Source organism: Streptomyces sp. NPDC015242, from assembly GCF_043079125.1.
In the GTDB taxonomy this organism is placed as follows: Bacteria; Actinomycetota; Actinomycetes; order Streptomycetales; family Streptomycetaceae; genus Streptomyces.
The window spans coordinates 1312948-1337941 of the sequence record NZ_JBIBUF010000001.1; the positions used below are offsets into that span (position 1 = coordinate 1312948).

At 70.4% G+C, this 24994-nt stretch carries 23 protein-coding genes and 2 pseudogenes; 8 read left to right on the forward strand and 17 right to left on the reverse strand.

Annotation, left to right across the window (positions count from 1 at the left end; translation table 11 throughout):
- Nucleotides 1–108 precede the first annotated feature (108 nt).
- A complete protein-coding gene (locus ACF07N_RS05355; RefSeq protein WP_392108631.1) occupies nucleotides 109–1356 on the reverse strand; it encodes a Rieske 2Fe-2S domain-containing protein in 1248 nt (415 codons plus the stop codon).
- 162 nt (nucleotides 1357–1518) lie between these two features.
- Between ACF07N_RS05355 and ACF07N_RS05360 the strand changes: the two genes are divergently transcribed.
- Nucleotides 1519–3018: an AMP-binding protein gene (locus ACF07N_RS05360; RefSeq protein WP_392108634.1), complete on the forward strand. Its 1500-nt coding sequence runs from the start codon at nucleotides 1519–1521 to the stop codon at nucleotides 3016–3018.
- Between the two features lie 176 nt (nucleotides 3019–3194).
- On the opposite strand, the gene ACF07N_RS05365 is transcribed toward ACF07N_RS05360, so the two are convergent.
- The 8 genes from ACF07N_RS05365 to ACF07N_RS05400 all read right to left on the reverse strand — a co-directional run bounded on the left by ACF07N_RS05365 (nucleotide 3195) and on the right by ACF07N_RS05400 (nucleotide 12320).
- A complete protein-coding gene (locus ACF07N_RS05365) occupies nucleotides 3195–4142 on the reverse strand; it encodes a zinc-binding alcohol dehydrogenase family protein (protein ID WP_392108637.1) in 948 nt (315 codons plus the stop codon).
- Nucleotides 4142–4996, reverse strand: a complete 855-nt coding sequence (locus tag ACF07N_RS05370; RefSeq protein WP_392108640.1) for an alpha/beta fold hydrolase — start codon at nucleotides 4994–4996, stop codon at nucleotides 4142–4144. Before ACF07N_RS05370 ends, ACF07N_RS05365 begins: the two co-directional genes overlap by 1 nt.
- Nucleotides 4997–5038: 42 nt before the next feature.
- Nucleotides 5039–5887, reverse strand: coding sequence for an alpha/beta fold hydrolase (locus tag ACF07N_RS05375; protein WP_392108643.1), 849 nt, complete (start codon nucleotides 5885–5887; stop codon nucleotides 5039–5041).
- Nucleotides 5888–6006: 119 nt separating this feature from the next.
- Nucleotides 6007–6777 carry an SDR family NAD(P)-dependent oxidoreductase gene (locus ACF07N_RS05380; protein WP_392108646.1) on the reverse strand — a complete coding sequence of 257 codons (771 nt, stop codon included), beginning with the start codon at nucleotides 6775–6777 and terminating at the stop codon, nucleotides 6007–6009.
- Nucleotides 6778–6785: 8 nt separating this feature from the next.
- Nucleotides 6786–7595 (reverse strand): enoyl-CoA hydratase/isomerase family protein, encoded by an 810-nt coding sequence (locus ACF07N_RS05385; protein ID WP_392108649.1) that lies wholly within the window; start codon nucleotides 7593–7595, stop codon nucleotides 6786–6788.
- The gene (locus ACF07N_RS05390) at nucleotides 7592–9904 is read right to left on the reverse strand and encodes a CoA transferase (protein WP_392108652.1); all 2313 of its coding nucleotides are present in this window, start codon (nucleotides 9902–9904) and stop codon (nucleotides 7592–7594) included. The genes ACF07N_RS05385 and ACF07N_RS05390 overlap by 4 nt, the downstream gene beginning before the upstream one ends.
- A gap of 126 nt (nucleotides 9905–10030) precedes the next feature.
- Nucleotides 10031–10882, reverse strand: a complete 852-nt coding sequence (locus ACF07N_RS05395) for an IclR family transcriptional regulator (protein WP_392108655.1) — start codon at nucleotides 10880–10882, stop codon at nucleotides 10031–10033.
- Between the two features lie 85 nt (nucleotides 10883–10967).
- Nucleotides 10968–12320: an MFS transporter gene (locus ACF07N_RS05400; protein WP_392108658.1), complete on the reverse strand. Its 1353-nt coding sequence runs from the start codon at nucleotides 12318–12320 to the stop codon at nucleotides 10968–10970.
- Between the two features lie 165 nt (nucleotides 12321–12485).
- Between ACF07N_RS05400 and ACF07N_RS05405 the strand changes: the two genes are divergently transcribed.
- From ACF07N_RS05405 to ACF07N_RS05425, 5 genes are all read left to right on the forward strand, one after another.
- The gene (locus ACF07N_RS05405; protein WP_392108661.1) at nucleotides 12486–13472 is read left to right on the forward strand and encodes an ABC transporter substrate-binding protein; all 987 of its coding nucleotides are present in this window, start codon (nucleotides 12486–12488) and stop codon (nucleotides 13470–13472) included.
- A 143-nt stretch (nucleotides 13473–13615) separates the two neighbouring features.
- Nucleotides 13616–14629, forward strand: a complete 1014-nt coding sequence (locus tag ACF07N_RS05410; RefSeq protein WP_392108664.1) for an ABC transporter substrate-binding protein — start codon at nucleotides 13616–13618, stop codon at nucleotides 14627–14629.
- The gene (locus ACF07N_RS05415; protein ID WP_392108667.1) at nucleotides 14629–15537 is read left to right on the forward strand and encodes an ABC transporter ATP-binding protein; all 909 of its coding nucleotides are present in this window, start codon (nucleotides 14629–14631) and stop codon (nucleotides 15535–15537) included. Before ACF07N_RS05410 ends, ACF07N_RS05415 begins: the two co-directional genes overlap by 1 nt.
- Complete coding sequence (locus ACF07N_RS05420; RefSeq protein ID WP_392108669.1) at nucleotides 15534–16361, forward strand: ABC transporter permease; 828 nt, start codon at nucleotides 15534–15536, stop codon at nucleotides 16359–16361. The genes ACF07N_RS05415 and ACF07N_RS05420 overlap by 4 nt, the downstream gene beginning before the upstream one ends.
- Before the next feature lie 66 nt (nucleotides 16362–16427).
- A complete protein-coding gene (locus ACF07N_RS05425) occupies nucleotides 16428–17399 on the forward strand; it encodes a zinc-binding alcohol dehydrogenase family protein (RefSeq protein ID WP_392108672.1) in 972 nt (323 codons plus the stop codon).
- Nucleotides 17400–17468: 69 nt separating this feature from the next.
- Here ACF07N_RS05425 and ACF07N_RS05430 read toward each other — a convergent pair whose 3' ends face one another.
- From ACF07N_RS05430 to ACF07N_RS05450, 5 genes are all read right to left on the reverse strand, one after another.
- A complete protein-coding gene (locus tag ACF07N_RS05430) occupies nucleotides 17469–19154 on the reverse strand; it encodes a carboxylesterase/lipase family protein (RefSeq protein WP_392108674.1) in 1686 nt (561 codons plus the stop codon).
- An 819-nt stretch (nucleotides 19155–19973) separates the two neighbouring features.
- Nucleotides 19974–20363 (reverse strand): hypothetical protein, encoded by a 390-nt coding sequence (locus ACF07N_RS05435; protein ID WP_392108677.1) that lies wholly within the window; start codon nucleotides 20361–20363, stop codon nucleotides 19974–19976.
- A 304-nt stretch (nucleotides 20364–20667) separates the two neighbouring features.
- Entirely contained in the window at nucleotides 20668–20862 is a 195-nt protein-coding gene (locus ACF07N_RS05440; protein WP_392108680.1) for a hypothetical protein, read from the reverse strand.
- 278 nt (nucleotides 20863–21140) lie between these two features.
- Entirely contained in the window at nucleotides 21141–21536 is a 396-nt protein-coding gene (locus ACF07N_RS05445; RefSeq protein ID WP_392108682.1) for a hypothetical protein, read from the reverse strand.
- Nucleotides 21537–21814: 278 nt separating this feature from the next.
- Entirely contained in the window at nucleotides 21815–22105 is a 291-nt protein-coding gene (locus ACF07N_RS05450) for a hypothetical protein (RefSeq protein WP_392108685.1), read from the reverse strand.
- A 385-nt stretch (nucleotides 22106–22490) separates the two neighbouring features.
- Here ACF07N_RS05450 and ACF07N_RS05455 point away from each other — a divergent pair, with 385 nt between their 5' ends.
- Together ACF07N_RS05455 and ACF07N_RS05460 are read left to right on the forward strand one after the other, a co-directional pair.
- Entirely contained in the window at nucleotides 22491–22649 is a 159-nt protein-coding gene (locus ACF07N_RS05455; RefSeq protein WP_392108688.1) for a hypothetical protein, read from the forward strand.
- Nucleotides 22650–22857: 208 nt separating this feature from the next.
- Nucleotides 22858–23014 (forward strand): annotated as a pseudogene (locus ACF07N_RS05460) (IS481 family transposase); the annotation flags it as partial.
- A gap of 422 nt (nucleotides 23015–23436) precedes the next feature.
- Here the strand turns inward: ACF07N_RS05460 and ACF07N_RS05465 are convergent.
- From ACF07N_RS05465 to ACF07N_RS05475, 3 genes and pseudogenes are all read right to left on the reverse strand, one after another.
- Nucleotides 23437–23793 (reverse strand): GNAT family N-acetyltransferase, encoded by a 357-nt coding sequence (locus ACF07N_RS05465; RefSeq protein ID WP_392108808.1) that lies wholly within the window; start codon nucleotides 23791–23793, stop codon nucleotides 23437–23439.
- A 180-nt stretch (nucleotides 23794–23973) separates the two neighbouring features.
- Nucleotides 23974–24367: pseudogene (locus ACF07N_RS05470) on the reverse strand (IucA/IucC family C-terminal-domain containing protein); the annotation flags it as partial.
- Nucleotides 24286–24846, reverse strand: a complete 561-nt coding sequence (locus ACF07N_RS05475; RefSeq protein ID WP_392108691.1) for an IucA/IucC family protein — start codon at nucleotides 24844–24846, stop codon at nucleotides 24286–24288. The gene ACF07N_RS05475 and the pseudogene ACF07N_RS05470, both read right to left, overlap by 82 nt.
- Nucleotides 24847–24994: the final 148 nt, after the last annotated feature.

The window sequence follows — 24994 nt, forward strand, 5'->3', positions numbered from 1 at the left end:
CCCGGTGTACCTGGGTCATCGTCGTCTGGGCGAAGCGCTTCTTCGCGCGGGGGAGTGCCACCGCGAGGGCGACACCGAGCAAGATCTTGAACAGAGTGCGGGTCATGATCAGGCGTCCGTTTCCGTAGTGTTCGTGGCGGGTGCGGTCACTCCGGTGGTGGCGAGCTTCTTGCCGTACTCCTCCTCGCTGAGATTGCGCCAGGAGGTCAGTGACACGTCGGGGCGGTAGAGCTTCTCCGGGGGCGCGTCGGTCACGTCCACCATCCAGGCGTCCTGGCCGGAGAACTGGCCGTGGAACAGCCAGCGAACCGCACCCAGGTACTTGGCGTAGAAGCGGAGCGTGTCCCAGCCCTGCTTGAAGTTGACCATCACACCGACGTACTGGTGGTTGTCGGCGTCGACCGGCACGTAGAACTCGTAGTGGATGAACTTGGGGTAGGCGATGCGCAATACGCCCGGCATCGAGAGCGAGGCGAAGCCGGGGAACTCCTGGGCCTCGATGACCGGGTCCACCGTGTCGGTCTTTCCGGTGTTGCCTAGGTTGAACGTCTCCTTGGGGGGCTGCTTCTTCCACCACCGCTTGTTGGTCCAGCGGCCCACGCCCGGGAAGTCGGCCTCCCAGTAGACCTCGTCCTGGACGCGGTAGATCCAGCGGTCCTTCGGCACGATGCGGGTGATGTTCCACGTGGGCATCGGCTTGAACAGTCGCCACAGCGCCGTCCGGTGGAGGTACTTGGCGTGTCCCTCGTCGAAGCCGTTCTCGCAGGCGAAGCGCCAGTTGCCGCCGCGCGCCTCGATGCGGCCACCCATCACGAAGGCGTTCGACACCAGTTCCTCGGGAAGCTGCTCGTCGATCGGGTGCGGCTCCTCGTCGGCGACGGGAACGTACACCCAGACCATGCCGAGCCGCTCCTCGACGGCGTACGTGCGCACCCCCAGCTTGCCCGTGAGGCGGCACCCGGGGCCGTCGGTGATGACAGCGGAGAGCTTCCCGGTGGGCAGGTCGAAGGTCCAGCCGTGATAAGGGCAGCTGACAGTGCCGGGGAACTGCTGGTTGCCCTCGGACAGCGGGACGCCGCGGTGGGGGCAGCGATTGTGCAGCGCGTACACCTTTCCGCTGTCGCGGATCAGCGTGATCTTCTCACCGCAGAGCGTGAACGGTTTCGGATCACCGGTGATGTGGCTCGCCCAGGTGACCGGGTACCAGTAACCGCGGAAGCCCGACGCCGCAGCGTCGTAGTGGGGCCAGGACGACCAGTCCTGCCGGCCGATCTTATCGGCGGATCCCCGGCGCTCCTGAGAGGACTCCTTGGCGGCGTTCTTCTTCACCGCGGGGGGTCGTTCGCTCGTCGTCATCTCGTCATGGCCTCCTGCTCCGGTGGATGTGCGCCACGAGCATCCGGCGCCGTGCGGCGTGCGCCTATGAACCTGTTCCGGTGAACGGACCGTGACCTGCGGCGGACCGGTCAGCGAACCGTCGGCCTTGATCGTTCAGGGTCGGGAGCACAGCATCGGTTCATGAACCGCATGACGATCCCCGGCCTGGTCGACGCGGCGGCAGCACACCATGGCGAGCGCCTCTTCCTCACCGTCGACGGGACCCGGCGTACCTACGCGCAGACCCGTACGGCCGCGGCCACGATGGCCGGGGCGCTGGCGGCCCGGGGCTGCCGGCCGGGCGACCGGGTCGCCGCGCTGCTGTCCAACCGCGTCGAGCTGGTGGATCTGGTGCTGGGGTGCTCCTGGCTCGGGGCGGTCGTCGTCCCGCTCAACACGGCACTGCATGGACGGCTGCTGCAGCACGCGCTGGACGAGTCGCAACCGCGGTTCCTGTACGTGGAGGAGGAACGGGCCGAGCGGGTGGAGCAAGTGGGGTACTCGGGGCAGGTGTGGGTGACGGGGCCGGGCTCGCCGCAAGCGCCCGTCCCCGGAGTCGAGCGGGCACTCGACCCCCACCCGTCCCGTCCCGGCGACACGGCCGCCATCCTGTTCACCTCCGGCACCACCGGACCCTCCCGTGGGGTGCGCTGCCCGCACGCCCAGTTCGCCTGGTGGGGCCGGAACGTGGCCGACTCACTGCGGCTGACGGCCGACGACACGCTCTACACGTGTCTCCCCCTGTTCCACACCAACGCCCTCAACACGCTGGCGCAGGCGATGACCGTGGGGGCCTCCGTGGTCGTGGACCGCCGGTTCTCCGCGTCGAGGTACTGGTCGCGGACCGCCGAGGCGGGGGCCACCTGCGTGTACCTGCTCGGCGCCATGGTGCCGATGCTGCTCGCGCAGCCGCCCGGGCCCGGGGACCGCGCGCACGGGGCCCGGCGGGGACTGGGCCCGGGCACGCCCGGCGCTTTGTGGGACGTGTTCCGTGAGCGGTTCGGGGTGACTCTGGTCGACGGGTTCGGCTCCACGGAGACCAACCTGGTCATCGGCTCCGTACCGGAGGACTGTCGTCCCGGTTACATGGGCACGGTGCGCGACGGCTTCGAGGCACGGGTCGTCGACACGGACCTTTCGTGCGTGACGGACGGAACGCCCGGTGAGCTCGTCGTCCGCACCGACCAGGAACACGCCTTCGCCACGGGCTACGTCGGCGAGGCCGAGCCGGCCCCGGGTTCGTGGCGCCGTACCGGGGACCGCGTGGTGCGTGACGCCGACGGCTGGTTCCGCTTCGTCGACCGGGTCAAGGACTGCATCCGGCGCCGCGGGGAGAACATCTCGTCCTACGAGGTGGAGACCGCTCTGTGCGCCCATCCCGACGTCGCTCAGGCCGCCGCCTTCCCGGTCGCGTCCGATCTCGCCGAAGACGAGGTGATGGTGGCGGTGGTGCCGCGCGCCGGCCGTGTGCTGGACCCGGCCCAGGTGGCGCGGCACTGTGCGCGCGAGCTGCCGGTCTTCGCGGTTCCGCGGTACGTGGACGTGGTCGCGGAATTGCCGCTCACGGAAACCGGGAAGGTCCGCAAGTCCGTGCTGAGGGAGCGGGGTGTCACCGGGGTGACGTGGGACCGGTGCGGCTAGGGGGTGTCTTGGGCCGTCGGCCGGGTGCGGCACGTCGGGGCTGGTCGCGCGGTTCCCCGCGCCCTTGAAGTCAGGCGGCTTCATCAGGGAGATGCCCGCACGAAGTGCGGGCATCTCAGGGGCGTGACCAGCCGTACACGACCCGCGCCCGGCCGACCGCCCATCGCTCCGGGCTCTCACCCGGGCAGCAGCACTGCCCGCCCCCGGACTCTCCCGGTCCTCAGCACGTCCAGCGCCGCCGCGGCGTCCGCGAGACCGAAGCGCTCCACCGCGAGTGTCAGCTCTCCCGCGGAGAGTTGCCGGACCAGGTCGTCGGAGACCTCGCGGGCCCGGCGCTCCTGGCGGATCATGTTCACCGGCAGCAGCGCCACCTCGTCGAGCAGCCAGCTCGGCAGATCGAGCTCGACGCGCGGGCCCGCCACGTACCCGATGACCACGGCACGTCCGCCCGGCCGCACCCACCGGCTGCGGCCGGGCAGCCCAGCGCCGCCGAGCGTGTCGACGAGCAGCGAGGCCGACCGGTCCCGGGCGAGACCGTGCGCGTCGTCCAGCGTCACGGCCTGCGCCCTTTTCGGCACGTCGGCCAGCTGGTCCTGCCGGCCGACCACACCGGTCACCCGCGCGCCCGCCGCCAGCGCCTGCTGGGCCACCATCGCGCCGACCGCGCCGGCGGCGCCCACCACGACGACGTCCTCGTCGGGCCCGAGCCGGGCGATGTCGTGCAGCGCCACATACGCGGTCGTGGCGGGGACGAAGAAGCTCGCCGCCACCGAGGGGTCGAGCGGAGCCGCGAGCGGGGTGACGGACTTGCGCTTCACGCTGACCCGCTCGGCCCAGGTGCCGTCGCGCAGGAGGCCCAGGCCGCCGCCGCGCAGCACGACCTGCGTGCCCGGCGTGAGCCCGGACTCGGCGTCGGCTTCCAGGACGGTGCCCGCACCCTCGACGCCGCCGACGTACGGCAGGACCGGCTTGAACTCGAAGCCGCCGGTGGCGACGGTGGCGTCGAGGTGCGAGACGCCGCCTGCCGTCACCTGGACGAGGACCTCGCCCGGCGCGCGGACGGGCTCGGGCACCTCGTCGAGAACCGGAGCGTCGCCCCACGCGTGGAACCGTACGGCCCGCATCAGCCGGCGGCCTTGGCGAGGAACTCGAGGCTGAGGGCGTTGTACCGCTCGGCCTGCTCGTGCTGCGGCCAGTGCCCGCACTCCTCGAACAGTTCCAGGCGCGAGCCGGGGATGTTCTGGTGGAGCGCCGTCGCCTCGGGCACCTCACCGAACGGGTTCTGCCGGCCCCACACCACCAGCGTCGGCTGGGTGATACGCGCCAGTTGCCCGGGGCGCAGCAGGTTGCGCTGGCGCCGCTCCATGTCCTGGAGGGACAGCAGATTGTCGACGCCCGCGACGAACTCCGGCGTGTGGTAGATCGCGTGCCGGACCTCGACGAGTTCCTCGGTGGCGGAGGCGTCATCGGCCATGAGCAGCCGCATCCGCTTGCGCGTGAGGTCGATGTCGTCGGAGGCTACGGCCTTCTTGGTGCTGGTGCGGATGCGCTCCATGACCTCCGGGTTGGCCACGGTGCCGCCGGAGCACAGGAGCTGGAGACTGCGCACGCGCTCGGGGTGCTCGATGGCTGCACGTGCGCCGACCCAGCCGCCCAGGGACTCACCGACGATGTGGGCGCTGTCGACACCGACGGCGTCCAGGTAGTCGAGCAGGTGGGTCACGTAGTCGGCGATCTCGTAGGGCTTGTCGGGCTTGCCGGTGTAGCCGTGGCCGAGCATGTCGAGGGCGTGCAGGTCGTAGGTGGCGTGCGCGGTGATGTTGCGGGCGAACGCCTCCAGGTGGCCGCTGGTGCCGTGCAGGAACACGACGGCCTGGGCGTGCGGGTCGCCGGAGCGCAGGGTGCGCGTGGGAACACCGGCGGCGTCGACGTACTCGACGCGGAAGGGGGTGGGGCTGATCTCGGTCCAGATCGACATGGGCTCTGCTCCGTAGGACGGTTACGAGGGGGCGGGGGGAGTTCAGTTGAAGGAGTCGAGGAAGCCGCTGACCACCGAGTGGTACGCCTCCGGGCGCTCCTCCTGGAGGTGGTGGGAGGCGTGGTCCATCACGTGGAGACTTCCGCTGGGCACCATGCGGGCGAGCATCAGCGGGTAGTCCGGGGTGAGGAACGCGTCCTGCATGCCCCACACGAACAGCGTCGGAGCTGTGATCCGGCCCAGCTCCTCGGTGAGGTCCTGCCAGTCGCCGCGCGGCGAGTCGGACATCGCCGCGAGCGCGCGCTCGCCCTCGTCGAGGCTCTGCTCGTAGCGCATCGTCAGCGTCTCCTCGGGAAGCTGCGCGCCGTCGTACCACTCCAGCTTCGTGATGAGCTGCCGCATCTTCTCGCGGGTGGGGCCCTCACCGCCGTAATAGACGTCCCGGGCCGTGCGCCCGCGGTGACCGTTCTCGGGCAGCGGGGCGAGCGGTCCGTAGAAGACGGGCATGCTGCCGGTGATGACGAGGGACCGGACGCGCTCCGGGTACTTCGCGGCGAGGTTGAGGGCAATGGTGCCACCCCACGAGTTGCACACGAAGTCGGCACGGTCGACGCCGAGCGTGTCGAGCAGACCGACCGTCTTCGCCGCATGGTGGTCCCACATCGGGCCCTCGATGCGGGACTTCTCCGACTTGCCGTACTGGTGGATGTCGACGAGCAGACAGCGCCGGTCGGCCGCGAACAGCGGCGCGACAGGCCCGAAGTCGCTCCACGCCGTACAGCCGGGGCCGCCGCCGTGCAGGAACATGGTGTCAGGACCCGAGCCGAGGTCGTGGTAGTGATAGCGGATGCCCGAACCGTCCGCGTAACGACTCTCCGGTGCTGGTGACATGCGATTCCTTTCCGTGCGAATGGGGGGGGGCGGAGTCGAGCCCATCACCGCGCCGGGCGTGGGCCCAGCCCCGCGGTCCGCTGAGCGAACCTCTTCCGCTGGGCGGCTCATGGCGCGGTTCATTGCGCGGTGTAGCCGCCGTCCACGTGCACCACCGCACCGGTTGTGAAGGACGAACCGGCGGCGAGGAGGGGGAGCACCGCGTGCGCGACGTCCTCGGGTCTGCCCCAGCGGCCCATCGGCACCTTCGCGGTAAAGGCGACCTGCGCGGCGGCGTCGGTATCGGCGTCGCCCTCGTTCATCGGGGTGCGCACCGGGCCCGGAGCGACGCAGTTCACGGTGACGCCGGTCCCGGCGACCTCCAGGGCCACCGACCTGGTGAGCGCGGCGACCGCAGCCTTGGTGGCCGCGTAGCCGGACCGCTCGGGGGCGCCGGTCGAGCCGAGCACGGAGCCGATCGTGACGATGCGTCCGTGACCGGCGCCGGTCATGCCGGGCAGGACGGCGCGGATGGCCAGCCAGGTGCCGATGACGTTGGTGTCGAGGGCGGCGTGGAATTCTTCGGAGGTCAGGGTGAGCACCGAGCCACGGGCCAGACGGCCGGCAGCCGTCACCAGGCCGGTGACCGGACCCCACCGGTCAGTGGCCCGGCCCACGGCCTCCGCCAGCGCGCCCGGGTCGGTGGTGTCCGCGACGAGCGCCAGCTGCCTCTCGCCGCACACGTGGTGGAGCCGTTGCCTCGCCCATCGGCACCGTTCCGCGGAACGCCCGGTCACCACCACCGGCCGTCCGTCGCGAGCCACGGCCTCGGCGATCGCGAGCCCGATCCCGCTGGTGCCGCCCGTGACGAGCACCGGCCCGCTCTGTACGGATTCCTCGGTGTGCTGCACGCCTGCCCTCACCGACCCGTGAACACCGGGGAGCGCTTGTCGAGGAAAGCCTGAAGTCCCTCCGCCGCGTCGGCGGTCCGGGTCAGGTCCGCGACGCCTCTCTCCTCGCGTCGCAGGGCCTGCTCGACGGGCAGCCCGTACCCTTCGTCGACGACCCGTTTGAGCAGACCGATGGCGGCGGTCGGCTGCGCGGCGAGACGGCGGGCACGCTCGGACACCACCGCGTCGAACTCGTCCTGCTCCACCACGAGGTCCACGAGTCCGAGCTCAAGGGCACGCTGTGGCGTCAGCCCTTCCCCCTCCATCATCAGGCGCTTCGCCACGTGCGGACCGACGAGCCGGGGCAGACGCTGGCTGCCGCCGGCTCCCGGGAACAGTCCGAGCCTGATCTCCGGGAAGCCGAACGTGGCGTCGGCCGAGATGATCCGCAGATCGCAGGCGAGGGACAACTCGGCGCCCCCGCCCAGCGCGTGGCCGTTCATCGCGGCGACCACCGGCTTGGGAGCTTGCTCGATCAACCGCTGTACGTCGATCCAGCGGCGCATCTTCGCCTGGTTGTCCGCGGACAGGTCCCGCATGACCGCGATGTCGGCGCCCGCGATGAAGAACCGGCCGGTTCCGGTGATGACGACGCACCTCACCTCCGGGTCGGCGGCCAGCGGGGCCAGGACGGTGAGGAACTCCTCGATCATCGCCGGGTCGACGGCGTTCGCCTTGGGCCGGTCGACGCGGACGGCAGCCACCGCGCCGTCACGTGTCACGTGCAGTACGGAGCGCTTCTTCTGGGTCATATGCCGGGTCATCTTCACTTCCCTCATTCCGTCACTCCCTGGACGGCCAGCGCTGCCAGCTGTTCGTCGCTCAGGCCGAGCAGTTCGCGCAGTACCTCGTGCGTGTGCTGGCCGAGGAGGGGAGCGGGCCTGTCGAGTTCTCCGGGTGTCGCGGTCAGCCGCGCGACGATGCCTTCGTGCCGGACCGGCCCGGTCAGGGGATGGTCCAGTACGGGATAGAAGGCGCGGGCCGCCAGGTGTTCGTCGGCCTCCACCAGGTCCTCCCCGGTCGCCACGACCGCCGCCGCCACGCCCTCACTCTGGAGCAGTTCGGCCAGCTTGTGACCGTCATGCCGACTCGTCCAGGCGGCGAGGGCGGCGTCGATCTCGTCTTCGTTCGCCCGTCGAGTGTCGAAGTCGCCGTCGGCGCACGGCAGGTCGACGAGACGTGTCATGGCGTGCCACTGCGCCTCGTCGGTCACCGACACCGCCACCCATCGGTCGTCCCCGGCCGCTGGATAGACGCCGTGCGGCACGGCATGCGGTGACCGGTTCGGGTGTTCGGCGGTCCGGGGATCGGGCGCGTCCGTGTCGAGAACGGGTTCGAGGGCCGCGGGGCCCATCGTCGCGGCCATCGCCTCCAGCTGGGACAGGTCCACGTGGCCGCCACGTCCCCGCGCCAGCAGGTCGAGCGTGGCGAGTACCGCGGAATTGGCCGCGACCATGTCACCGAGTCCGAAGGTCAGTCCCTGCGGCGGCCCGCCCGGGTCGCGGGTCTCGTCGGACAGGCCCGACATGGCGGCGAGCGTGTCGGCGAACGTCACGGCGTTGCGCCAGGGCCCGGTCTGCCCGACTCCCGCCATCGACACCAGGATCACGTCCGGGTTCAGTTGACGCAGCGACGCGTGGTCCATGCCCCACCGGGCCAGCACACCCGGGCTGAAGTTCTCCACGACGACGTCGCAGTGCGGGACCAGCGCCCGCAGCAACCGCCGGCCCTCATCGGTCCGCAGGTTCAGGGCGACGCCGCGCTTGTTGCGGTTGAAGTTGAGGAAGTAGCCGCTGTCGTCGGGGTCGGAGCCCGGTCGTAGATGCATCGAGGGTGCGAAACGCGTGGGGTCCTGGCGGTGCCGTGACTCGATCTTGACGATGTCCGCGCCGTGCTCCCCCAGCTGCTTGGTGACATACGGGCCGGCGAGGACCCAGGTCAGGTCGAGGACACGGATTCCCTCAAGCGCTCTGGACCTGGCCGTCCCACCGTTGCCGCGCACCCGGCTCGGCCCGGAACCGCGCCATGGGGCCTCGCCCGGCGCCGCCTCGCGGAGCGGCGGCAGGGAAACCGGGCGGGGGAGCGCCGCCCACGGGAAGCCGACGTTCTCGACCCCGCCGTCCGGCAGCCCCGCACCGGTGATCGTGACGAGGAAATCGCGGTCGCGCAGCTGCGGGTTGTCCGTCAGGCGTCCGGCCGGTACGACCTCCGCCCACGGCAGGGCCCGCGCCCGCGCCTCGGTGGCCAGCTCGGCGGCGGGTTGCCGCGCTGCGAACCGCTGCACGAGAGCGTCCACGTGGGCGCGCTGCCGCCACCGGAACGCGGGGTCCTGCCAGCGCTCGTCGAGGAGGTCACCGGCCTCGCCCCGCTCCGCCATCCACTCCAGCAGATCCGTCCACATCCGGTCACTGCCGGAGTAGCCCCCGGCGACATGGCCGTCCGCCGTCTCGAAGATCCGATGCGCCACGTGCTCGTACACGCCCGCGGTGCGTACGGGGAAACGTCCGGCGTGGATCCATGCGATGGCGCCGGTCTCCAGGGTCGCCGCGACGGCCTCCTGCACGGAGACGTCGACCAGCTGGGGGGTGCCCGACACCACGGCCAACAGCGCCCCGATCGCCGCGTGCGCCCCGGCGGTCTGCAGTGCCTGCTCCCGCGGGGGAGGCTTGGGCTGACCGTCGGGACGTCCGCCGAGCCACGTCATGCCACCCGCCGACGCCAGGATCAGATCGTCACCGACCCAGTCGCGGCGCGGCCCGGTCAGCCCGAAGGGTGTCACCACCACGTGCACGGCGTGCGGCCAACGGGACGAACCGTCTTTCCGCAGGCCGCGCAATCTCGCCACGGGCCCGCTCTCCAGGACGACGTCGGCGGCCGCCGCGAGGGTGTCGAGGCCGGCCGGGTCGTCCACCGGCACCCACCGCTTGCCCGCGTGCCAGTGCGTACGGGCCGCCGGACCGAGGCCGGTGCCCGGTTCAGTCCGTACGACGTCGGCGCCGACTCCGACAAGCAGTCTGGCGCCCTGGAAGGCGAGTTCATCGGTCAGGTCCAGCACGCGCAGTGCCGGCGGGTCCGTGTCCGGTCGCATCACGGCTCCTCCCCATACGTGTCCGCAGCCTTTGCGGAGTGTCACGATCACTGGGGGAGGGGAGGCGGGACCACCCGGGTGTTCTGCTGACTGAACCGACCGGGCCGGCAACCCGCGCCGCGCGGATCAGCTCACGGCCGGCGCGCCGCGCGCCACGGGTGCTTCGCGTACGCGCGCCGGACGGACCGTCTCGCACGACGCCCTGGGTGCGGTCTTCCGCGCCACGCCGCGCTCGATGCTCTCCGCCGTGGCCCGCAGGGCCGCCAGCCACCGGTCCACCGACACCTGCGCGACGGGCGCGGTGACCGAGAGCGCCCCGTACTCCTGCCCGCCCATGGACACCGGCACGGCGAGGCTGGCGTACCCGGCCCTGACCCCCTCGACCTCCAGCGCGTACCCCTGACGCTGAGCCCTGGCCAGCCTCTGGGCCAGCACTCCGGGATCGGTCACGGAACGGGGGGTCAGCACGGGAAGCCCGGTGCGGACGAGGGCCGCGACCCGCTCGGGCCCGTCCGGGGCCAGGGCGAGCAGCATCTGACCGGTCGCCGTGCAGGAAGCGGGGAGGCGGCCGCCGACGTACGAGTGGGTGAGCACGTTCGCCTCACCGGCGATCTTCTCCAGGAACAGGACGTGGACGCCGTCCAGGACAGCCAGGTGCACGGCGGCGCGGGTCCGGGTGTACAGGTCGGTCATCAGTGGGCGCGCGACCGAGCGCAGCACGGCGGAAGCGGGGACCCGCTGCCCCAGGTGGAAGAGTCTGATGCCGAGCTCATACGTCTCCCCGTGCCGGTCCAGCAGGCCCCATCGCACCAGTTCCTGGGCGAGCCGGTACGCCGATGCCTTCGGCACGCCCGACCGGCGGCTCAGTTCGCTCAGGCGCAACCGGTCCGCCCCCGACTCGAACGCGGCGAGCAGCAGCTGAGCCTTGCCCAGTACCGAATTGGGCAGGAGCACATCGTCGTCGGCGTTCGACTGCATCGGCGTCCTCACTTCGTCGCATGGCGGCCAAGGCCATTTGAAGTGCAACAACGCCATGTTGCATAGAGAGGCGGGAAGGTTAATTTCAGGCAACAGACGGGTCTACTTCCTTTTTGCCTGTTCCGGTGTCCCCTGTCTCACGCTCCCCTGCCCCCTCTGCCTGAGGTACGTGCGCGAAGAACACCAGTGCCACCAGCGTGACCACGGCCATTGCCACAGTCAGCAGCGCGACCGGCAGGAAGTGCCCGGTGGCGGCCAGCAGCGCGGTGGCCACGACCGGCGACATGCCCCCGGCGATCGCCGACGACAGCTCGTGGCCGAGTGCCATCCCGGAGTACCGGGTGCTGGTGCTGAAGAGTTCCGAGAAGTACGAGGGCTGCACGCCGATCATCGCGGCGATCGCGATGTGACCGACGATGAACGCCGCCCACACCGCTGCGAGGTGTCCCGTGTCCATGAGGAGGAAGAAGGGCGCCGCCCACACCAGTATCCCGATCGCCCCGCCCAGGTAGACGGGACGCCTGCCCACCCGGTCGGAGAGCCGGCCGAAGACGACCATCATCGCCGAGTCCACCAGCATCCCGACGATGCCGCCCCACAGCAGCACGGTCGAGGAGATGCCCACGTACGCCCCGTACACGAGGGAGAAGGACATGAAGATGTAGCTGGCGCCGCTGTCGGCGAAGCGCAGCGCCATCGCGAACAGCACCTGCCGCGGATGCCGCCGCAGCACTTCCCGCAACGGAGAGTGAGGCGCGCTCTCGGCCTTGGCTGACTCGGCCTCGAAGCTGTCCGTCTCGCCGAGGTTCCTGCGTATGTAGATCCCCACCACGAAGATCACCGCACTGGCCAGGAACGGCAGTCGCCAGCCCCAGGCCAGGAAGCCGTCCCCGGACACCTGCTCGGCCAGCCACAGCGCCAACGATGACAGCACGAAGCCCAGGCCCATGCCGCAGGAGCTGAACGAGGCGAGGAACCCACGGCGCTCGGCCGGGACGTTCTCGGTGATGATGAGGACGCCGCCGCCCCATTCGCCGCCGGCCGCCGCTCCCTGGAGGACCCGCAGCAGTACCAGGAGCAGCGGGGAGAGCAGACCGGCCGTGGAGTACGAGGGCAGCAGCCCCATGCAGAAGGTGGCGCCGCCCATCAGGGAGAGCGTCCCCATGAGCGCGGTCTTGCGTCCCCACCGGTCACCGATGTGGCCGAAGACCAGGCCCCCGATGGGCCGGGCGGCGAACCCCACGGCATGACCGGCCAGGGCCGCGATGGTGCCGAGCAGCGGATGCCCGCCGGAAGGGAAGAAGACCGTGCCGAGGACCAGCGCGGCAGCGGTGGTGTAGAGGAAGAAGTCGTACCACTCCATCATGTTGCCGGCGACGGACGCGATGACCACGCGCCGCGTCGTGGACGCGCCCTCGGTCGTGCTCTTGCGGGGCATGTGTGCTCCTTGCCGTTCGAGCGTGAGATCGGTGGAGCGTACGAACGGCACCATGCCGCCTCAATCGGGCCGGTCCGCCAGGTGGGACACGGCACTTTCCCCGGTGCACCCGGAGTGCCAGCGTGCCGCCACCTCGATCCCGCTCCGACCCGGAGGTCGCATCCGATGTTCCGCCATCACGGCACGGAAGGGCGCCCGGCGGCCGCCCTCGCCACGCTGCTCGCTCTCCTTCTCACCACCGCCTGCGGGGTCGGCACCACCGACTCGTCCGGATCTGGGGGCGGCAAGCACCCGACCGTGCGGATCGCCCTCGGCGTAGATGCCTCGTACGCCCCGCTCTACCTCGCCGCCGAGCGCGGCATGTTCGAAAAGGCCGGCCTCGACGTGCAGCTGATGAAGGTGGAGGGTGGACCGGCCGCCGCCCAGGCGGTCACGGCCGGCACGGCGCAGATCTCCGCCAACGCCGACTCCACCGCGCTGCCGCAGATGGTGAACAACCCGCGCCTGCGCGCCCTGGGCGCCTTCCAGTCCTCAGGCCGATACCTCAAGGTCGTCCTGCGGGAAGGAGTCACCTCACCGCGCCAGATCGAGACGATGGGCTCGATTCAGGGCATCGGCCTGTACGCGACACACGAGTACCTGCGGCACCACGGCATCGACCCACAGTCGGTGAAGATCCAGCAGAGCGCGCCCCAGGAGATCCCCACGATGCTCCAGCGCGGCGACATCGACGCCTACATCCTCTTCGAGCCCTGGGTGAACAAGGGCGTCGAAGCGGGCGGTCGTCTCGCTGGATCCATCGGCGACTTCGGGGTCACCTACGTGCAGTGGCTCATCGCCGACCAGAAGTGGCTGGAGAGCAACCAGGAACTCGCCGGGAAGGTGTTCGCAGTGGTGGCCGAGGCGGGCAGGACGGTGACCGAGGACCCGCACGCGGCTGCCCTCGCGGCGCGCGAGCAGGCCCAACTGCCGGTGGCGGGTACGGAGAAGGCCATCGGCGAGATTTCCTTCGAGTCCCGGTCCCTGACCTCGGCCGATGTCACGTCCTCACGTCGGATCGTGGACTTCCTTCTGGAGCGGCATCTCATCAGGAGCGCCCCCGACCTCGGCACGGTCCTGCTGCGCGGCTGGTACGACCAGTACGCCGGGTGACCGGATGGGACGAACCATTCCCATGCCGTCCCACTGAGCGGACCGACGCGCATGCACCTGCCCTCCGACCGGCAGTAGCGTGCGCCAACTCGCGAGCCCGCCCCCCGATGACCTGCCGAAAAGCGTCCCGATCTGAGGTGGCCATGAAGACTGCGTCCCGCTCGAAAATCCGCTCGGCACCACACATCACCCACTCCGCCCTCCTCACCGCCACACTGCTCACGGCGACCGCGTGCGGCGCGGGCACCACCGATGCGGGGGCCGGTTCGGGCTCCGGAGGGGCGGGCGGATCCCACGTTCGCGTCGCGGTCGGTGTCGACGCCTCTTACGCGCCGTTCTTCGTGGCCGGCGCCGAAGGGCTGTGGGCCAAGCACGGGGTCCAAGTCGACCTGGTCCAGTTCGCCAAGGGAGGCGAGGGAGTCGACGCCCTCAATGCCGGGCAGGTCCAGTTGGCAGGCAACTCCGACGCCACCACCATCGGGCTGCTCGGGCAGAACCCGGACCTGCGCTCGCTCCTCGTCTACGAGGACTCCGGGCAGTACCTCAAGGTCGTGATGGGCCCTCATGTGAAGTCTCCGGCCGAGATCAGGAAGATCGCCGTCGTCCCGGGCCTGTCCGAACTGGCCGCCACCCGGTTCCTCGAGTCGAAGGACATCGAGCCCGACGCGGTCGAATTCGTCACGGCCGACCCCGCCGAGATTCCGGCGCTCACGAAGAAGGGCGACGTGGACGCGTACGTCCTGTGGGAGCCGTGGCCGGCCAAGGGGGAGGAAGTGGGTGCGCGGGTTCTGGAGACCACGGGCGACTACGGCCTTCGCTACCAGCACTGGCTCCTGTCGACCTCACCCTGGCTCGAGGAGAACAAGGACACCGCCGCCAAGGTGGCCGCAGCCCTCGCGGAAGCGGCCGAGAAGACCGAGAGCGATCCGCAGTCCGCGGCACAGGCCACCCGGAACGCAGCGAAAATCCCCCCTGCGCAGACCTTGAACGCGGTGAAGGACATCGACTTCGCCGTGCGCGACTTCACGGCCGAGGACCTGAAGGGTTACGAGGACACGGCTCGTTTCTACCTGGACACCGGAAAGGTCAAGGCCCGCCCCGATGTGTCCCGTTCCGTCCAGCGCGGCTGGTTCTCCGACGTCACGAAGGGGTCCTGATGACCGAGGTGACCAAGGGAGCCGAGGAGAAGACGGCACCAGCGAAGGGCATCGGAGTTGCGGCCACCGTGACAGCCCCGCGTACCGAAGCGGCGGCCGGACGTGGCGCGGCCCTGCGTGTCGAAGGGGCCGGCATCTCCTTCGGTGGCTTCCGGGCCGTTCAGGGAATCGACCTGGACATCCCGGCGGGCGAGTTCCTCTGCCTGCTCGGTCCGAGCGGCTGCGGCAAGTCCACGCTGCTGTCGGCCATGGCCGGCTTCGTTCAGGTCGATGAGGGGTCTCTCACCGCGGACGGTGTCCCGGTCAGCGGCCCCGGCCCCGAACTCGGCATGGTCTTCCAGAGCAGCGAGGCCCTTTTCGACTGGATGACGGTGCACCAGAACGTCGCCTTCGGGCCCCGCATGCGGGGCCGTAGCCGCACCGAACAGAACCGGGCGGCCGACGAGTTCCTCGGCCTGGTCGGCCTGCGTCACTGCGCGGACCGCTACCCCGGCCAGCTCAGCGGCGGCATGCGCCAGCGCGTCCAGATCGCCCGTGTCCTGGCCAACGAACCGGGCGTCGTCCTCATGGACGAACCCTTTGGCGCGCTCGACGCGCAGACCCGGCAGGTGCTGCAGCAGGAGACGGCCCGCATCTGGAGCGCGTCCGGCTGCACCGTCGTCTTCGTCACGCACGACATCGACGAGGCGATCCTCCTCGCCGACCGGATCGCCGTCATGACGGCAGGCCCAGCGGCCTCGATCAAATCTCTGTACACGGTCGACCTGCCGCGCCCTCGCGACGAGTCCGACCCCGCCGCCCTGCGCCTGCGCGACAAGCTGCGTGAGGACATCGCAGAAGAGGTCCGCAAGGCCATGCGTGATCAAGGGCTCGACGACCAACTCGACCGAGAGGCGAACGGCGCATGACGATCACCACGACCGAGGCCCCGGCCCGCCCACGCACCGGCTCACGCCGCGCCGACGGTGCGGGTGGCGGGCAAGCACTTGGCACCTTCGGCCTGTACGCCTTCGCGGTCCTGGCCGGCCTGGGTGTCTGGCAACTCGTGGCCATGAAGTACGGCCCTTCCCTGGTCGCCTCGCCGAGGCAGACCGCGTCGGCCGCGCGTGAACTGGCGTCCGACGGCACCCTGGGCAATTCGGTCATCGCCTCCAGCCGGCGCATCCTGATCGGCTGGGGCCTCGGCGTCATGGTGGGCGCCCCGGTCGGACTGCTCATCGGGCAGATCCGGATAGTCCGCCAGCTCCTGGAGCCGTACATCGAGTTCTTCCGCTTCATCCCGCCGGTCGCCTTCGTGACCCTGGCGGTGGTGTGGCTGGGCATCGGCGAGTCGTCGAAGGTGGTGTTGATCTTCTACACGGCCGTCTTCATCGTCACGCTCAACACCAGTGCCGGTGTGATGGCCGTCAACGAGTCCAAGCTGCGCGCGGCCGCCAGTCTCGGGGCCAGCCGCCGCCAGATCCTGCAGCGCGTCGTGCTGCCCTCCACGGTCCCCTACATTCTCACGGGCGCCCGTCTGGCCATGGGCAACAGCTTCCTGACGATCGTCTCCGCCGAGATCGTCGCCGCCCAGGTGGGCCTCGGCTCCCTCATCTGGACTTCCCGCAACTACGGCCGCATCGACTGGGTCTTCGTCGGCATCATCACCCTCGGCATCCTGGGCCTCGTCTACGACCGCATACTGCGCCTGATCGCGATGCGTGTACTGCACAAGTATGGAGTTAAGGTGTGAACGGAGCCGTGGAGATCAATGGGGGAGCGCAGTGACCGACGGGGGAAGAACGGAGAAGACCAGCACGTGAGTACCTCCTCGTCCGCCTCGCGCACCCTTGTCCTCGAAGCGTTTGGCACCCTGCCGCGCCTCAAGGAGGGATCCGCGCCCGAACCGCGGCCCGGACACACCCTCGTCCGGACGGTGGCGGCCACCGTCGCTCATCTGGACCTGAACATCCTCGACGGAAAGTTCGGCATCCTGCCCGAGCTGCCGTTCATCCCCGGAACCCAGGGCAGCGGCTACGTCGTCGCCTCCGACACGCACCCCGAAGGCGCTCTGGTCCGGTTGCGCGGTGAAGGGCTGGGCCTCAGCCGCGACGGCGCCTGGGCCCAGCACGTGCTCGTACCGGACGCCGCCGCGGAGCCCATGCCCGAGGGCACCGACCCCGCTATGGCCTGCATCTACTTCTCGCCGGTCGGCACCGCCTGGGCGACCGTCCACCCCATCGCTCGAGTACGCCCAGGGGAGCGGGTACTGGTCACCGGCGCGTCCGGCGCGGTCGGCGCCATGGCCGTGCAGCTCGCCGCGCGTGCTGGCGCCGAGGTCGTCGGCGCGGTCGGAAGGCCCGCGAAGCTGCCCCACGTACCCGGCGTCGCCAAGGCGCTGCTGGCCTCGGAACTGTCCGAAGAAGCGATCGGCGGCAAGGTCGACGTACTGATTGACACGGTCGGCGGCACGATCCTGCGCGACGCCCTCGCCCTGGTCCGCCCGCGTGGCCGGGCCGCGCTCCTCGGATACACGGCCGGCCGCGAGCTCACCCTCGACCTCGCGGACTTCTTCCTCGCCGACGTCTCCCTCCTGCCGGTCAACATGATCTCCCGTGGCCAGGAGGTTGCCCCCGAGGTGCTGCGCCTGCTGCCAGACCTGTCCTCGGGAGCGCTGTCGCTGCCGTACGAGCGCTATGGCATGGACGCGCTCGACGAGGCGGTGGAGCGGCTGCGCACGGGGACGGCGGTGGGCAAGATCGTGCTCGACCTGGGGGGCACCGGCGACTGACGCCCTCCCCCCGGCGGAACACGTCGAACGGGCCCTCTCCGCGGGAGAGGGCCCGCTCGACATACCGGGTCAGGACTGGGGAACGCCTGCCTGTGCGGCGAGCCGACCCGGGTCCACGGGCAGCCAGTCGTAGTCGACGGAGTTCCAGAAGCCGCACTGACGGCGCGCCTCATATGCTCCGGTCTTCAGGGCCCGGCTCTCACCACCCGGCAGCAGGGACATGAACTTGCCCGCCCGGTACGAAGGCCAGGCGGCGAGTCCGGGGGCAGCGGGGTTCCCGTGTTTCACGAACGAACCCCAATGGCGCACCATCTCCCCGGACAGCTGCCGCTGCTCGGGAGACAGCAGTTTCGAGACCGCCGAGGGGAACAGGTACGCCATCTCGCTGGCATGCGAGGCACCCGCGTCGAAGCCGGTCGAGGGCCGGCCGGTGGGCGGGTGCGGGTCATTGAACTCGTAGAAGTATGTCCGTGGTTGCCGCATCGCGAACCGGGCCGCGAGGTTCTGGTACTGACAACCCCCGAGTCCGTAGAAGACGCTGCTGTCCCCCCACAGCGCGCCGAAGGCGTAAGCCCCGGTGTACGAGTCGCCATAGGCGTCGAACGGATAGGTCGCGAGTACGGCGTCGGCTGCGTCCCCGAACTCCATCCGGACGGCTCGCTCGTACTGCTCCTTCGTCGCCTGCGCGAACGGCAGGGCCCATGCGCGCACCTCGTCACGGGTGTGTCCGATGAGGAGGGGGACGTCGGCGGTCCGGCCGGTGCGTACGGCTTCGATCGGTGGGAGGGGCAGTTCCGGGACTCCGGACACGGGCAGCGGACCGCTCAGGACGCCGCCGACGAAGTCCCCCGCGGCTGCCTGCAGTGCACCGGCGGACTTGGCCCGCAGACAGGACAGGCCGGCCGAGGTGCTGGAACAACCCGCGGCTGCCGCGTACTTCTTCCCGCGGTCGACGGCCTGCCCGACGGTGTGACTCGGGCACCCGCCACTCTGGATGATCGCGCCGGAGAAGAGTCCTCGTGCCGAGGGCGATGCCATGAGTGCGCAGACGGAATGGCCTCCGGCCGACTCACCGGCGATGGTGACCCGGCTCGCATCTCCGCCGAACGCACCGATGTTGCGCTGTGTCCAGCGCAGCGCGGCCTGTTGATCGAGCAGGCCGTAGTTGCCCGCGCCGTGCCGGCTCAGCCCGGGGAGGGCGAGGAAGCCGAAGACGCCGAGGCGGTAGTTGACCGTGACGACCACGACGTTGTTGGTCCTGGCGATCAGCGACCCGTCTTCCCTGTCCCCCGAACCGGAGGAGAAGCCGCCGCCGTGGATCCAGTACATCACCGGCAGCGGACGGTTCGTGCGGTGGGCCGGGGTGTAGACGTTCAGGTACAGGCAGTCCTCACTCATTACCGGGCTGCCCGTGTCCCCGCCGAACTGCATGCAGCGAGAGCTGGGCGACGTGGCCGATCGAGTGCCTGTCCAGGCAGGGGCGGGTGTCGGAGGCTGCCAGCGTCCGGCACCTATGGGCGGGGCCGCGTAGGGGATGCCGAGGAAGCGGTCGACCTGGTCTGCCGAGCCTCCCGCGACCAGACCTTTGTCGGTGGAGACTGTCAGAGAACGGGGGGCGGCCGTTGCGGGTACAGCCACTGTGAGGGTCAGCAGGAAGAACAGACTCGCCAGACAGGCAAGTCCCCGTTGGGCAGTGGATCGCACTTGATCTCCTGAGAGGTCGGAGCGATGGGGGAGCCATGATGTGCCTGACACGGCAGACGTGCGGCGTTCACGTTCCGTTCAACAGACCCGCGGCGCAGTACGTCTCGTCTCTACGCGATCTTGCTCGCCGCAGCCTCTGCTCACCTCGCCCAGGGAGACCTGACCGCTCAGCATCACGGCTGGCCTCAGGGGTGACGGCGCAAGGGCTGCTCCCGGCGGATTGCGGTCCTTGACCGGAACTCCGCGTTGGTGGGAAGGACAGATCGAGATAACGCGGAGCACCACCGCGCCCGTCGGAGCTGTCGAGGGTGGCGTGGGTTTCGTGGACGGCGCGGCTGCGGTCTTGTCGGGGGGCTCGGCAGGTGGCTTCGTCGTATCTGTGAGCGAGTCGGGATCATGGTTCCCGGACGGCCGAGTCGAGGAGGCCTCTACCTGGCCGGACTCCACATTGCGGGCGTCTTCCTCTGGTCCGCCCGATGATCCAAACGAAACCGCCTAGCCGACGGTGTCCGGAAGGTCAGTGGCTGCGGTGTCAGCGACCAGTTCACACAGCTGGATGAGGCACTCTCTTTCAGTGAGACGCCCATGGATGCGAACGAAGTACGACCGGTCCGAGCACCTGAATACCTCCCGCCGGACTACCTTTGAGACGCCGCGGTCATAGGTGTTGACCGCTTTTCGAAGTGCGGTCATCGCCACCTCAACGCTGCCGTCCAGTTCAGCGAGAGTGCGATAGCTGGATGCTTCCGCATCGAGCTTCGAGGCCAGCACGATCCATCGAGCCATATCCGAGCCGTCCCCCTCGGTCCACTGGTCAGGGCTTGGGATGATCCTGACACTCCAGCAGCGGCAAGCGGGACGGTTTACCCATCAAGGAAGGGCGTCTTCCCAGCGGACGTAGCGGCAGCCGGTCGCCTCGTGCAGGCGAAGGCGAAGGCGAAGGCGCAGGCGCAGGTGCAGCCAGGCCAGGCCCTGCCCGGCGCGCAGGACGCCTTCGGCGCCGATGGCAGCGGCCCGGGGCTGGGCGGTGTCGTCGCCGGGGTCGGCGAGGGCGAGGATCAGTCCGGGACGGTGGGGCATGCGGCGCAGCGCGAAGGCGTTGTAGCTGCGGTCGTCCAGGATCACGAGCGGGGCGCGCCGGTACTCCCCGGCGCTGAACAGCGGGGAGGGGAAGGGTTCGCAGCGGAACGGCGCAGGGCAGCAGACCGAGCGGGTGGGTCGGTGTCCGGGCTGTCGCTGATGACCAGCACCGGCGTCCACGCTTGCTCTTGGGGTGCTGGAGCTGAGTGGGGCATGGCGGACGGGTCGCTGTGCGGGTCGGGCTGCCCAGGGCTGCTTCCGGGGCGGTGGGCGACAAGTAGCCAGCCGGGTGGAAAGCAGAGTGAGACATACGCGCTGATCACGGAGGAGCTGTTCATCTGGTTTCTGGAGCGGCTGCCGTAAACGCTAGCCGTATACCAGTGGTTTTCGAATCCGGTTGCCTCGACCGTGGCGTGCCTGTCGGTTGCCCCCGGCCTCAGCCCGGTTCTGAGGCGGGGGGTGGCGGTGGCGGTGGTGGTGGGTCTTACTGCTCTCCGCTGCGGTTTGGGGCTATGGCGTGGGCCGGCGCCTTGGTCATCGTGGTGGGGTGGCCGGAGATGACGTCGTTGTCGTTGTGGTCGGGGGTGCGTGGGCCGTGCGGGGTGAGCTGGGGCCGGGGGACTTCCTTCGTGTCCGGTCGGGCAGTGAGCAGGGGGCGGTGGTGCGGGTGGGTGGTCACCTCGCGGAGTGCCTGTCGTGCAGTGCGGCGGCCGTGACCGACGCGCGGTGGGCGCGGATCGCTTCGTTACTTCCGGACCGGACGCCGGAGCGGGGCGTGCACCGTCGCGGTGGCCGCAGGCACCGGGGCGGGGGGGGGGGTGTTGGGATCGCTCTTGTCGATGTCGAAGGTGTCCTTGCCCCCGGCCGGCCGGGACGGTCGATCTCGAGCGTCTGCTGTGGCCGTACGACGTGACGATCGGTGACATCCGGTGTGGCACTGGAAGGTGATCGCGTCGATCACTTCACGATGGTCCTGTCAGTGGCCGCCGTCCACCACGCCTCGCGTAGCGCGGGGTTCTCGCGGGCCCGTTTGCAGGAGGCCCCGGTGCTCGTCTTGAGCCGCCGGACAGGGGCGCGTGTGGGCGGGGGGATGGCGGGGCGCAGGAGTGCCGCGTGGTCCTGACCGCAGAGGAAGATCACGCCGGTGTCGTGGGTGCCGAGAGCCGCGGCGTGGTCGGCGAAGACCTCGGGGGTGACGGCCCGCTTGCCCTGAACGTGATCTTCGACTCGGTCGTGCTCGGCTCCTTTCGGCCAGGACCTGACCACCGCCGGCATCTCCATCGAGATGACCTTCCGCCTGACCGAACTCGTCTTCTTCAGTCTGGCCAGCTTCGCGATCCGTAACCGCGTCAAACGTTGACCACCTGCCCCAGCCCAGTGGAGCGCCTACTGTTCATCCTCGGTAGCGCGGTGAGGCGCTGAGAATGAGCAGGAAGCGTTTCGGTCTGGCATGGTGTTCCGGATGTGCGGGCTGACCGTCAGACGGCACAGGTCTCCGGACGGTTCGCTGCCCGGGGACCTGTGCTGTATCTGTTCGCTGTGCGGGGCGAGGCTTACCGGTGGTGAGTGGCCGGGATTGAGGCCGGCTGCGACGGCGTGGTGTCGGCCGGTGCCGTGCTGCTGGTTCCCGGTCAGCCAGCCAGGGCCGGCAGTGACAGGAGCAGCAGCAGGCCTCCGCCCCCGGTGCCTGCGGCCACGGCGATGGTGCGCGGGCTGATGGACCGGTGGTGGCCGCGCAGGTGGGTGCTGTCACGGCGGTAGTGGGGGCGGATGTAGGTCGTCGGTCCGGTGCGGACCGGGCGGGGCCGCTGGGTGGTGCGTCGGGGTGCCGTACGGGGCTGCGCGGTGCGCGGGCTGATGGACCGGTGGTGGCCGCGCATGTGGGTGCCGTCACGGCGGTAGTGGGGGCGTACGTAGGTCACGGGCGGTCCTCGGCGGTGAAAAGGGGGCAAGGCCCCCAGGCGGGGCCGGGAGTGTCTCGGCGTGACATTCGACGGTAGTGACCGGCACTGACAATCCAGGGCGGCCAACTCCTCGGCTGTGCGCAGCCGTTGGGAGGCGGTCAGCGATTTTCGGACGGGTGATCCCGATGGCGGGCCGACTGTCAGTGCCGGGGGCTGTCAGGGAAGCGGCGGTTCTTGGCAACATGGGGGAACGTGCCCGGGAACAGGGGAGACGAGGACGTCGGTCACGCCGGCCGGGATCGGCGCGGGAGGCTGTGCCCCGGGGCGGCGACGGTCGTGCGGTGAGCCCGCGTCGGCGGCGGTGCGGGAGCGCCGGCGATTCTCTCGTCGCTCAGGCGGCCTCGTGGTCGTCGACTTGGTGCTGGTCAAGATCGAACAGTGGGTGTCAGCGCACTGGTGGGTCCTGGTCGTACTCGGCCTGCTGGCGCTCCTGGCCCTCGCGGGCTGGATCCACCGGCAGGTTGACCAGAGAGGTCCGCACAGCTGCGGGTCGAGGGCCTGACCTACTCGCTCGGCCGGCTGGACGCTCTGCACCACAGCGCCTTCAAACACGCCGTACGTGACCTGCCGGCCCGGCACGGCTCCCGCGACGCGCTGCGCTGCGGGGGCCGGGGCGACTGCGGCGCCGGCGCGAAGGGGCACGATCCGTTTCGGCCGGCTGTGGGTGATCCAGTGCGAGCATCGCGGGAAGGGGCTGGACGGCTCCGCCCCACGTCGGCGTCACAAAGCCCGGCCGCATCCCCGGCGGCGGCGGCCACAAGGTCCTCGGCCGGGCAGCCGGCCGGGCCGACCAGAACCGCCGCACCGGCACCGCATACGCCTACCTGCACACCGCCCTGGACGATCACTCACGGCTCGCCTGCACCGGCGATCTGCGCGATGGGAAGGTGTCCGCCTGGGCGGTTTTCTTGTGACCAGTGGTCGTGGTGTTCGCCGGGTGTGGTGTGACCGTTGAGCGGGTGTTGACCGGCAACGCCTGGGTTTCTACGGAGGGCGTCTGGCGCGGCACGTGTCAGCAGCTGGGCATCAGCCCGCGCTGGCGGTGTCCCTGGTGACCGTGGACCGGCGGCCAGGCCGAACGTTTTCACCGGCCGATGCCGATGCCGGTGCCGAGCAGGTCGTACGGTGCGGTCGGTAACTGGTGCATGCGGTGGGGGTCCTTTCGGCTGGCTGGGCTGGGCCGGCGAGTCATCGGCACGGCCCGCTTGCCGGGCAGGCCGAGTTCAGCGGTGCGCCGGAAGCCCGCTGTGCAGAACGCCCGGATGGGCCGGGTGTTGCGGACGTCGGGCTCACCGGCCAGCCGGGGGCGAAGCGCAGCAGGTGGTCGGCGAGGGCGGTGAGCAGAAGGCCGCCCAGGCCCCCCGGCCGGGTGTCTCGGGCGGCCCGAGCAGCAAGGGGATGCCGGTGTCGTGGGGCTGCGCCCGGTAGTGGCGGGTCAGCGGGTCGGGGTTTGCGTGGCAGATCTCCCGGTAGCTCATCGGCGTGCCGTCCGGCAGGCCCAGGCGGGGGGTGCTGCGGCCGTCGCCGGCCGGCTGGGCGCGCACGTGCTGCCGGGTGCGCTCGGCCGGCCCGCGGAGCGACCAGTACTCCGCGACGGCGGGGTCGTTCATCCAGGTGGTGATCAGCTGCAGGTTGCCCGGCCGCACGGGGCGCAGCCTTGACTCTCCGGCAGCTGTCCTGAGCGCGCAGGGGAGCGCGGGGTGGGTCACGGGACCGCGACCGGGTCGGGCAGGGTGACGTACACCGACTGGGCGGACACCGGGGTCGGCCCGCTCGTCGAGGCCCTCCAGGCGGGTGAGCAGGTTGGCCTTGCAGCGCTGCGTCGGCGCGTGGAGCAGGTGGGCGGGCAGGCTGGAGCCGGTCGCGTTGGCGGCGGGGCTGGCGAGGAATCGGCGCGGCAGGGTGAGCAGGTGCTGCTCGTCCGCGAGGTGCTGGGAGCCGAACGCGCCGATCAGGCCAAAGAGGTGGTTGATGCCGAGGGAGCAGCGGAACCGTTCGTCGGTGACCTGGTCGCAGACGAAGGTGCTGCTGGCCTTGCCGATGCCGGGCAGTCAAGGACAGGGTGCCTGCCTTCGACTGGCGGAAGTGGTAGCCCTGGTTGTCCCGGTAGCGGCCGCCTGCGGGCCAGCCGTCGGCGTTCAGCAGGACCAGGGTGTTCTGCTGATGGGCCGCCAGGGCGATGCCGCCCTGGCCGTCGAGCCACAGGACGGGAAGCACCACCGCGTCGAGGTAGCGCCACAACCATTGCGGCGGCGACAGCGGGCACCGGCTGGGCGGTGCGGGCCGCCGGGCCGCGCAGGCACGTGGGCCGGGGCGGAGCCGGGGGTGTCGCCGAGCGGTTGTTCGCCGACCAGCCCGGCGACGCAGTGCACCCGGTCGCCGGGGCCGAAGGGCTGGCGGCGCAGCACCGTGTCCAGGCCCGTGGGGTCGGGCAGGCCGGAGGCGTCCAGGCCGACCCGGGCGGGGTCGCGGGCGATGTCGAAGCCGGGGTGCGCGGCCCGCCAGGCGGCGGCGAGCCCCGCCTGCAGCAGCCGGTGCACCTGCGGACCGCGGTGCAGCGCCTGCAGCAGCCGGTGCACCTCCGGACCGCGGTGCAGCGCCTGCAGCAGCCGGTGCACCTGCGGACCGCGGTGCAGTTCCTTGCGGAGGTTTGCCCGGCGGGAGTTGGTGATGCGCAGGCCGAGCGAGAGCTTAAGCATCCAAAGGGTGCCGAAACGCAGCACGGTGCGGACGGAGGAGGCCGGGTGCCACGGTGTCACGACCAGCCAGAGGTGAGGCCTGCGTCGACGACTTGAGAGCCTCTGGCCTGCGGGATCTCGACTAGGGCCGGACGACTCTCTGAAACGT